Source organism: Kribbella sp. NPDC054772, assembly GCF_053611945.1.
In genome coordinates this window covers 27631-35432 of record NZ_JBSHBJ010000040.1, presented here as the reverse complement: position 1 = coordinate 35432, position 7802 = coordinate 27631, and the positions used below count along the sequence as shown (strand labels likewise).

10 protein-coding genes are annotated in these 7802 nt (G+C 67.9%); 6 read left to right on the top strand and 4 right to left on the bottom strand.

What is annotated here, in order from left to right; all coding sequences use genetic code 11:
- Nucleotides 1-226: 226 nt before the first annotated feature.
- The 6 genes from ACWGID_RS36840 (at nt 227) to ACWGID_RS36815 (ending at nt 5024) form a co-directional block, all read left to right on the top strand.
- On the top strand, nt 227-760 hold the full coding sequence (locus ACWGID_RS36840) for a hypothetical protein (RefSeq protein WP_452203995.1): 534 nt from the start codon (nt 227-229) through the stop codon (nt 758-760).
- Between the two features lie 103 nt (nt 761-863).
- Nucleotides 864-1565, top strand: a complete 702-nt coding sequence (locus tag ACWGID_RS36835) for a response regulator transcription factor (protein ID WP_350856635.1) — start codon at nt 864-866, stop codon at nt 1563-1565.
- Nucleotides 1565-3064, top strand: a complete 1500-nt coding sequence (locus tag ACWGID_RS36830; protein ID WP_452203994.1) for a sensor histidine kinase — start codon at nt 1565-1567, stop codon at nt 3062-3064. The genes ACWGID_RS36835 and ACWGID_RS36830 overlap by 1 nt, the downstream gene beginning before the upstream one ends.
- Nucleotides 3065-3190: 126 nt before the next feature.
- Nucleotides 3191-4030, top strand: a complete 840-nt coding sequence (locus ACWGID_RS36825; protein WP_452203993.1) for a helix-turn-helix domain-containing protein — start codon at nt 3191-3193, stop codon at nt 4028-4030.
- 66 nt (nt 4031-4096) lie between these two features.
- On the top strand, nt 4097-4678 hold the full coding sequence (locus ACWGID_RS36820; protein WP_452203992.1) for a dihydrofolate reductase family protein: 582 nt from the start codon (nt 4097-4099) through the stop codon (nt 4676-4678).
- 22 nt (nt 4679-4700) lie between these two features.
- The gene (locus tag ACWGID_RS36815; protein ID WP_452203991.1) at nt 4701-5024 is read left to right on the top strand and encodes a YciI family protein; all 324 of its coding nucleotides are present in this window, start codon (nt 4701-4703) and stop codon (nt 5022-5024) included.
- Here ACWGID_RS36815 and ACWGID_RS36810 read toward each other — a convergent pair.
- Genes ACWGID_RS36810 through ACWGID_RS36795 form a run of 4 tightly spaced genes read right to left on the bottom strand, consistent with a single transcriptional unit; the run spans nt 5018 to nt 7757 of the window.
- Nucleotides 5018-5788: a class I SAM-dependent methyltransferase gene (locus ACWGID_RS36810; RefSeq protein ID WP_452203990.1), complete on the bottom strand. Its 771-nt coding sequence runs from the start codon at nt 5786-5788 to the stop codon at nt 5018-5020. The genes ACWGID_RS36815 and ACWGID_RS36810 overlap by 7 nt on opposite strands.
- A 49-nt stretch (nt 5789-5837) precedes the next feature.
- A complete protein-coding gene (ppk2, locus tag ACWGID_RS36805; protein ID WP_452203989.1) occupies nt 5838-6746 on the bottom strand; it encodes a polyphosphate kinase 2 in 909 nt (302 codons plus the stop codon).
- 44 nt (nt 6747-6790) lie between these two features.
- The gene (locus ACWGID_RS36800; RefSeq protein WP_452203988.1) at nt 6791-7417 is read right to left on the bottom strand and encodes a class I SAM-dependent methyltransferase; all 627 of its coding nucleotides are present in this window, start codon (nt 7415-7417) and stop codon (nt 6791-6793) included.
- Between the two features lie 58 nt (nt 7418-7475).
- Nucleotides 7476-7757: a hypothetical protein gene (locus ACWGID_RS36795; protein WP_452203987.1), complete on the bottom strand. Its 282-nt coding sequence runs from the start codon at nt 7755-7757 to the stop codon at nt 7476-7478.
- Nucleotides 7758-7802 lie beyond the last annotated feature (45 nt).

Sequence of the window (7802 nt, the reverse complement as noted above, 5' to 3'; positions counted from 1 at the left end):
CCTCAAACGGGGGGTCGCGGACCCGGAATTTCCCTCCGCACCCCAGCGGCGCAGGGGCCGGCCCCTCAAACGGTGGGCGAGGAACGTTCGTCCGCGGAGACGGCTTCTTAGGTGATTGCCAGGTTGTTCTTAGCCGCAGCGGAGCCTCGTCCCAGCGGCGTGCGGCACTGTGAGAGAACCCAGTGCGGGGGCACGTCCCGGCACGCAGTACGGAAGGCGCAGCAGGATGAAGCTCTCACAGAAGCGGTGGCGGCTGATCGGCACGCTGGCCGCGGTCGCCGCGACAACCACCGCGGGCGGCGTCGCGTGGGCGGCGAACAACGCGGACCCGACGCCGTCGCCCTCGGCTTCCCCGTCCAGCCCGTCGACACCCGGGCAGCAGAAGCCGGACGGGCCGGGCAAGGGTGGGTTCGGGCCACGGGGCGAGTTCGGCCTCGGCGGGGCGCTGCACGGCGAGTTCGTCGTCGCGAAGGACGGCGGTGGGTACCAGACGATCGCGACGCAGCGTGGCAAGGTGACCGCGGTCAGCAAGGACTCGATCACGGTAAAGAGCGACGACGGGTACAGCCGGACCTACACGGTCGCCGCCGAGACCCTGGTGAACTCGGCCCGGGACGGCATCGCGTCGATCAAGACCGGCAGCACCGTCAGCATTACCGCCGTCGTGGCGAACAACACGGCGACCGCGACCACGATCAACGACGGCACCGCCCGCGACGCCGCCGGTCAGAAATGGGGTTTCAAGCACGGGCCGCGCTGATCCGGATTCGTCCAGGTCGACCCCGGCTGGGGTGCGGCCGACTCACAGGTGATTGCCAGGAACCTTCCAGGGTTCCCTGGGGATCCTTCGGCACACTGTCACCATGAGTCCGCATCTTCTGGTTGTCGACGACGAGCCGAACATCGTCGAGCTGCTGTCCGCGAGTCTGCGTTTCGCCGGGTACGACGTGACCACGGCGACCCATGGCGCCGAGGCGCTGCGCAAGGCCCGGGACGTGGAGCCCGACCTGGTGGTCCTCGACGTGATGATGCCCGGACTGGACGGTTTCGAGGTCGTACGCCGGCTGCGCGGTGAGGACCGGCACGTGCCGGTGCTGTTCCTCACCGCCCGGGACGCGGTCGAGGACAAGGTGCTCGGCCTGCAGACCGGTGGGGACGACTACGTCACCAAGCCGTTCAGTCTGGACGAGTTGGTCGCCCGTGTCCGCGCACTGCTCCGCAGATCAGGTCACCGCGAGCAGACCGCGACCGAGGCCGCCGTACTGCGCTATGCGGACCTGGAGCTCAACGAGGACAGCTACGAGGTGTTCAAGGGCGGTCAGGCGGTGCAGCTGTCGCTGACCGAGTTCAAGCTGCTGCGTTGCCTGCTGGAGAACGCGGAGCGGGTGATGTCGAAGGGGCAGATCCTCTCCGCGGTCTGGAACTACGACTTCGCCGGGGACGCGGGCGTGGTGGAGTCCTACATGTCGTACCTGCGTCGTAAGGTCGACACCGGCGACCAGAAGCTGCTCCACACCGTCCGCGGGGTCGGCTACGTCCTGCGCACCCCGCGAGGCCCCAACTGATGCAACTGACCCACCGGCGGTTCGCCGACCGGTACCCGCTGCGCGTCACGATCGTCGTGGTTCTCCTCGCGCTCGTCGCGCTCGCGCTGGCCGCGTCCGGCGTACTCGCGACTACGATCATGCGCGGCTACCTGATCGACCGCGTCGACCAGCAACTCCAGCAGGCCGCGATGCCGCTCACCCACATCCGGACCGACCGGCGACCGCTGCCGCCTGACGCCGGTCCCGCGGGTCGGCGTCAGCTGCCGAGTGAGTTCGTGGTGCAGTTCAGCAACTCCGAAGGGGCCAGTGACAACGGTCCGGTCGGGTCACGGCTCGCCGAGACCGAGCCGCTTCCGAAGCTGCCGACGCTGAACCTCAACCAGGTGCGGGCGCTCAACGGGAAGCCGTTCAACGTCGACGCGCAGTCCGGTGGCGCCACGTGGCGGGTGCTCGCGGTACCGACCGAGGACGAAGCCGGGTCGGTGATGGTCGCGCAGAGTCTCAAGGACATGGACCACACCCTTCAACGACTGGTCGGCATCCAGGTCGCGGCCGGCGTGATCCTCCTGGTGCTGCTGGCCGGCGTCGGGACCTTCGTCGTACGGCGAAGTTTGCGCGGACTCGAAGACGTCGAGCACACGGCCGTGGCGATCGCCGGTGGGGACCTCAGCCGACGGGTGCCGCAGCGTGATCCGCGGACCGAGGTCGGGCGGTTGTCGCTGGCGCTCAACCAGATGCTCGGCCAGATCGAGAACGCGTTCGCGCAGCGGACCGCGTCCGAGCTCGCGGCGCGTCGATCGGAGGACGTCGCGCGACGCTCCGAAGAGGCGGCGCTGCAGTCCGAGGACCGGATGCGGCGGTTCGTGGCGGACGCGTCGCATGAACTGCGCACGCCGTTGACCTCGATCCGGGGCTTCGCGGAGCTCGCTCGTCAGCGAGGCGACATCACGGACACCGACACCATGCGCCGCATCGAGGACGAGGCGAAGCGAATGGGACTGCTCGTCGACGACCTGCTCCTGCTGGCGCGGCTCGACCAGCAGCGTCCGTTGCGGATGGAGTCCGTCGACCTGCTGCCGATCGCGGCCGATGCGCTCCACAACGCGCAGGCGGTGCAGCCGGAGCGGCACCTCTCGCTGACGATCCTGCCTGACTCGGAGGCTCCTGTGGTCTCTGGTGACGAAGCGCGGTTGCGCCAGGTGCTCGGGAACCTCGTCAGCAACGCGCTCCACTACACACCCGTCGACGCACCGATCACCGTCTCCGTCGGCACCCGCGACTCCGAAGCCATCCTAGAAGTCAGCGACACCGGCCCCGGGCTGTCCGACGAACAGAAGGCCCGCGTCTTCGAACGCTTCTACCGAGTAGACACCGCCCGCACCCGCTCCACCGGCGGCTCCGGCCTCGGCCTGTCCATCGTCGCCGCCCTCGTAGCCGCCCACAACGGCCGAGTAACCACCACAGACACCAGCCCGCACGGCGCAACCTTCACCGTCCACCTCCCCCTAACCCCGTAACCTCCGCTTGCCGGCTCTGACCAAGACCTTGGGGAGGATCCTCTACCCGATCCGGGTACACGATCCTCCCCAAGCTGGGCATCCCCCCGCGCGCGAGGCCGGCAGGGTTTCCGCGATGCTGTGGGTGTGGAGTACGTGTCCCGAGTGCCTCGGTCGCCGTTGGATGGGCTGATCGACGACCTCTACTACCTGGAAGGGACGGCGCCGTACGCGCGGTTGATGCTGCCGCCGATGCCGGGGGCGTTGCTTATCGTCAATCTCGGGGCGCCGTTCCGCATTCGTGCCGGTGCCGACATCGAAACGAGCGAGTACGTCGACGGCTGCGTGGTCACCACGCCCACGCGCGCAATCGAGTTCGGCTACCCACTGCAGACCCGATCCGTCGGCGTGCACTTCAAGGCGTGGGGGTTGGCGCCGTTCCTGCCGATGCCCGCGGCCGAGCTGTGCGACCGACCGGTGACGATTGAGGAGGTTTGGGGCCGGCCCGCCATCGCTGAGCTACGAGACCGGCTTGCCACAGCGGACGGACCTCACGCGATGCTGAGGCTGCTCGAGAAGGAATTGGTGCGACGGCTGTCCGAGACCATCGGGCTGGGGCTGGTTCGCCGTACGAGCAGCGTCATCGCGGCGACCGGCGGCGCCGTGGCGATTGGCGACGTGAGCATGGCGGCAGGCGTCAGCAACACCTATCTCGCACAGCGGTTCAAAGAGCACATCGGCGTCACTCCGAAGCGCCTGGCCCGCACGTACCGCTTCGCCGCCACTCTGCTCGCGATCGACTTCGCCCAACCGATCGACTGGGGTGACGTCGCCGCACGCGCCGGCTTCTTCGACCAGGCGCACTTCGGCCACGAGTTCCGGACGTTCACCGGACTGACCCCGACCCGGTACGCCGAAGTACGCCGCCGGTTCCTGCGCGAACATCCCGGCCACGTGCTCGACAGCTGGCCGCTGCCGGCCGATTGATTTCTTACAAGAGCACCAGCTCACAAGGCGCTAATTTGAGGGCACCCCGAAGCAGAGGAGAGCCCCGTGGGCAAGGTGGTCATGTACAGCTCGGTGTCCGTGGACGGTTTCATCGCGGACGAGCACGACCAGCCCGGACCGCTGTTCGACTGGTTGTCCAGCGGTGACATCCCGCTCGACGACACCGGAGCACTCAAGGTGTCACAGGTGTCGTACGACTACACCCGGACGTATTGGGACCAGATCGGCGTGACAGTCGCCGGCCGCCACGTTTTCGACCTGACGGACGGTTGGGACGGGAAGCCTCCGGCCGGCATCGACCACGTGGTCGTCGTGACGCACCGGCCGGCGCCCGAGGGCTGGGACCCCGAGGCGCCGTTCCACTTCCTCGACGGCATCGAGGCAGCCGTGGCCAAGGCGCAGCAGCTTGCGGGTGACCGCATCGTCGAGGTCGCAGCCGGCGACGTCGGTGGCCAGGTGCTTGCCGCTGGCTTGATCGACGAGGTGCGCATGGACGTCGTACCCGTGGTGTTCGGGTCCGGCAAGCGCTACTTCGGGTCGGTCCACGCGCAACACCTGCTGGAGGATCCGGACGTGGTGCAAGGCAACCGAGTCCTTCACCTGCGCCATCAGGTACGCCGCCCTTGACAGCGCACGAGATGATGTGCGGATGCAGTTCTTGGTTTCTGTGATCGATGACAAGAGCAATCCGGGCAGCACGGATCGCCAGCCGGTGATCAGCGAGTTCAACGAACGGCTGATCGCCGATGGGTACTGGGTGTTCGCGGGTGGACTCGCGGACACCGAGTCGGCCACGGTGATCGACAACCGGGGCGAGCAGGCGTTGTTCAGTGACGGGCCGTTCGTGGAGTCGAAGGAGTACCTCGCGGGCGTGTGGGTGTGGGAGGCCCCGGATCTCGAGACGGCACTCAGGCTCGCGACCGAGGCGTCGAAGGCCTGCGATCGGAAGATCGAAGTCCGACCGTTTCAGTGAACGTCTACAGGCCGTTCGGCGGCGGCGATGTACGTCGCCGGTAGGTGGCCGGCGTGCGCGAACCCGGCGTACATCTCGGGGTTGGGAAACTCCTGTAGCGCGACCACGACGAGGCCGGCCGCAAGGAATGCGGAGACTATGTCGCCGAGGTTCCAGACGAAGGCCTTGTGTGGGCGCCATTCCAGACCAAGTTCTTTGACGACCTGTGGTTCCTTGGCGAGGTCGCGCCGGCCCAGCCACTCCTGCTCGAAGTAGCTCGCGGACAGCGCCAACCGGTCGTGGCCGACCACCGACAGCACCTCCCACACAGGATGGTGCTCGGCGATCACCAGACGACCTCCGGGGGTCAGCCGCCGAGCCATGTCCGCCACCCAAGCACGCAAGTCCGGCACCCAACACAGCCCGCCCCACGAGATGTAGATCGTGTCGAACCCGGTCAAGTCATCGGCCAGAGCGGTCATATCGCCCACGCGATACTCGACATCGACACCGAGCTCCGCGGCCTTCGCCCGGCCGGTGGCGACATGGCTGGGTGCGATGTCCACAGCAACCGCTCGCGCTCCCTGCAACGCCAGGCTGAGCGCAGCATCGCCGACGGCCGCCGCGACATGGAGGAACCGCCGCCCGTCCACCGGGCCGATCACCGCGAGTTCCTCAGCACTGACGACCTCGCCGCCCGACCGCAGGTCCTCCACAGTCACACCGTGGCGATGCGCGGCCATCGCTTCCCAGTACGCGCCGTTCTGACGTGTGATGTCCTCCACGACGCAAGTGAAACAGCCGCTTGGCGCCGCGGCGATCGAATATCCGCAGCTACAGCTCGGGGAACGACCGGGTCGCGGACTCGCCGTGTTCCAGGACCTCGGCCGCCGGGCCGAGGATCTTCGGGTCGGGGTGACCGACCAGCTCCACGTCCTTGTCGGTGTAGTCGTAGAGGCTCAGCACGTGGCGCATCGCCTCGAGGCGGGCGCGCTTCTTGTCGTTGCTCTTCACAACGGTCCAGGGGGCGTACGACGTGTCGGTGTAGTGGAACATCGCCTCCTTGGCCTCCGTGTAGGCCTGCCACTTGTCCAGCGAGGCGAGGTCCGTCGGCGACAGCTTCCACTGGCGCACCGGGTCGATCTGGCGGATCGTGAAGCGCGTCTGCTGCTCGGCCTGGGACACCGAGAACCACAGCTTCACCAGCAGGATCCCGGAGCGCACGAGCATCCGCTCGAAGTCCGGGGCCTGCCGCATGAACTCCTCGTACTGGTCCTGCGTGCAGTACCCCATCACGTGCTCGACGCAGGCCCGGTTGTACCAGGAGCGGTCGAACAGCGTCATCTCACCGGCGGCCGGCAGGTGCGCGACGTACCGCTGGAAGTACCACTGGGTCTGCTCACGCTCGGTCGGCTTCTCGAGCGCGACGATGCTCGCGCCGCGCGGGTTCAGGTGCTCCATGAACCGCTTGATCGTGCCGCCCTTGCCAGCGGCGTCGCGGCCCTCGAACACGATCACGAGGCGCTGCTTCGAGCGCTTCACCCAGTACTGCAGCTTCAGCAGTTCGATCTGCAGCAGCCGCTTCTCCCGGTCGTAGACCTCGCGCGGCAGGCGTTCGCCGTACGGATATCCCTCGCGCCAGGTGTCGACCGGCGTACCGTCGGCCTGGAGCAGCACCGGGTCGTCGTCCTCCTCGTCCAGGACGCGGAAGCCGAGCTCTTGGACCAGATCTGGGGTGTTCATAGGCCCAAGACTCGACTCCCGTGGTGACGTCCAGGTGAACAGGATCAGCGGCGGCGGAGCTTCACCGTGCAGTCGCGCCGGTTGATCAACTCGCCGTCACGCAGTACCTGCGCGCGGTCGTGCACGCGGCTGACCACAGTTTCCCACTCACCGTCCGGCAACGCGAGACTTTCGATCACCTCGTCCGGCGTCGGGAAGTGGATGTCGGGGTGCGGGTTGTGCTCCCCCGGCGGGAACCCCATGTGGCCCTCGATCAGCAGTACGCCGTCCCGTGCGACCACGCCGGCCGCCTGGCGCAGAATGCCGTCCCGCGGCAGCTCCGTCTTCGAGTGCAGGAACTGCACCGACACCAGATCGAACGAGCCCTCCGGGAACGACGGCCCGAGCTCGTGCTGCTGCCAGTCGATCCGCCCCTCGACCCCGGCGTCCTTCGCGTGCTGCGCCGCACGACCCAGCGCGACCGACGAGATGTCGACCGCCGTCACTGTCCAGCCCTGCTGCGCGAGCCAGATCGCGTCGGCGCCTTCACCGCAGCCGAGGTCGAGCGCGCGGCCCGGCGTGAGGCCCGACACCTCGTCCACCAGGACGACGTTCGGCCGGCCGCTCCAGATCTGGTCGTGCTCGGCGTAGAAGGTGTTCCAGAAGTCCTCGGAGAGCTGCTCTGTCGTCATGAACCGATGATCCGCGAGCGCTTGACGATCAGGCAAACATTCTTGCCGGTCCGGCAAATCAGGAGTCACGCACCGGGAGCGGCTCGGCCTTCCCGACCACGAACGCGTACGTCAGCGCACCGACCACCGCGACCGCACCGGCGACCGCGAACGACGGCACGTACGACCCGTGGTACCGGTCGAGCAGCAGGCCGAAGACGTACGGGCTGATGATGCCCGCGATGTTCGACGCGAAGTTCTGGATGCCGCCGATCGAGGCGACGTGGGGGGGGGGGGGCGGGCGGGCCGCCCCCCCCCCCCCCCCCGCCCCCGCCCCGTGTAAAAACAACAGCGCCCCCACACAACGACCACCCCGCGGGGGCGGGGGTGTGGGGGGGATGGAGGG

Excerpts from the sequence above, each read along its gene's own strand:
- ACWGID_RS36835 (WP_350856635.1), top strand. The coding sequence starts at position 864 with ATGAGTCCGCATCTTCTGGTTGTCGACGACGAGCCGAACATCGTCGAG.
- ACWGID_RS36840 (WP_452203995.1), top strand. The coding sequence starts at position 227 with ATGAAGCTCTCACAGAAGCGGTGGCGGCTGATCGGCACGCTGGCCGCG.
- ACWGID_RS36815 (WP_452203991.1), top strand. The coding sequence starts at position 4,701 with ATGCAGTTCTTGGTTTCTGTGATCGATGACAAGAGCAATCCGGGCAGC.
- ppk2 (WP_452203989.1), bottom strand. The coding sequence starts at position 6,746 with ATGAACACCCCAGATCTGGTCCAAGAGCTCGGCTTCCGCGTCCTGGAC.
- ACWGID_RS36830 (WP_452203994.1), top strand. The coding sequence starts at position 1,565 with ATGCAACTGACCCACCGGCGGTTCGCCGACCGGTACCCGCTGCGCGTC.
- ACWGID_RS36800 (WP_452203988.1), bottom strand. The coding sequence starts at position 7,417 with ATGACGACAGAGCAGCTCTCCGAGGACTTCTGGAACACCTTCTACGCC.